The sequence below is a fragment of the Kitasatospora putterlickiae genome (assembly GCF_039527695.1).
Classification (GTDB): domain Bacteria; phylum Actinomycetota; class Actinomycetes; order Streptomycetales; family Streptomycetaceae; genus Kitasatospora; species Kitasatospora putterlickiae.
Genome location: NZ_BAAAKJ010000313.1, coordinates 554 through 1,911, shown reverse-complemented (window position 1 = coordinate 1,911; position 1,358 = coordinate 554). Strand labels below are relative to the sequence as shown.

At 78.5% G+C, this 1,358-nt stretch carries 1 protein-coding gene; it reads left to right on the top strand.

The features are described from left to right. Positions 1 to 1,358, top strand: a 1,358-nt coding sequence (locus ABD308_RS29675) for a class III lanthionine synthetase LanKC N-terminal domain-containing protein (protein WP_425554880.1), incomplete at both ends; no start/stop codon positions are given.

Sequence of the window (1,358 nt, the reverse complement as noted above, 5' to 3'; positions counted from 1 at the left end):
CTGCCGCAGAGCCCGGTGCTGCTGGTCCTCACCGACGGCGGCACCCCGTGGCCCGCGCGGCGCCGGCTGCACGCCGGCGACGGCTGGCTGTACCTGCACGATCCGGCGATGCCGGCCCTCGCCCACGGCTGGAAGCTGCACCTCTCCGCCCGCCCCGAGCACCTCGCGGAGCTGGTCGACCTGGTGCTCCCCGTCCTGCTCCGGTACACCTGCGACGCCAAGTTCGCCGCCGACGCCGCCGTGCTGGGGCGGCTCAACTCCGGGCTGCGCGGCGCCGCGGCCGTCGGCAAGGCGGTCACGGTCTACCCGGCGCCGGGCGGAACCGAGGCGCTGGCGGCCGAGTTGGCCGAGGTGCTGGCGGGCCGGCCCGGGCCCCGGGTGGTCAGCGACCGGCGGCTGCGGGCGGACGCCCCCGTCTACTACCGGTACGGACCCTTCCGGGCCGACGGCGACGACCCGGATCTCGTCATGACCGGCCCCGCCGGGGAGGCCTTCCCCGGCCTCGCCGACGGCGCCTACCGCCAACCGCCGTGGGCGGCCGACCCGTTCGCCGCCCGCGCACCGCGCCGGGAGGCGACCACCCGGGTCGGTGACGGCCGCTACCGGATCACCGCCGGGATCAGCCGCTCGCCGGGCGGGCACGTCTACCGCGCCGTCGAACTCGCCACCGGACGGGCAGTGGTGGTCAAGCAGGCCCGCGCCTTCGTCGCCGAGGACCCGTCCGGCACCGACGCGCGCGGCCGGCTCCGGCACGAGCGGCGGGTGCTCGCCGCGCTCGACGGGGTGCCCGGGGTGCCCAGGCTGGTCGACTACTTCCGGCACGGCGAGGACGAGTACCTGGTCGGCACCGCCGTCGGCCCGCGTGACCTGCGCCGCGACGTCCTCGCGGCGGGCCCCTACCCGACCGGCGGCGGGGGCACGGCCGGCCGGGACTGGTGGGCGCTGGCCCGCCGGCTGCTGGCCGTACTCGACGGCGTGCACGCGCGCGGCGTGGTCGTGTGCGACCTCAAACCCGCCAATGCCGTACCGGACGGCTCGGGCGGCTGCTCGCTGGTCGACTTCGGCGTCAGCGCCCTCGCCGGCGAGCGGCCCGCGGGCGCCACCCGGGGCTACGGCCTGCCCAGCGCCGCCCAGGCGCGACCCGCCGACGACTACTACGCGCTCGGCGCCACCCTGCACTGGGCCGCCACCGGACTCGACCCCGTGGTGATCGACCCGGACCCGGCCGTCAACTGCGAGCGCACCCTCGCCTGCCTGGCCGCCGCCCTGCCCGGAGGCGAAGCGGCGGACGCGGTGGTGACGGTGGTGGCCGGCCTGCTGAGCCTCGACGCCGGGGAGCGGGCCACGGCCGCCGCCGC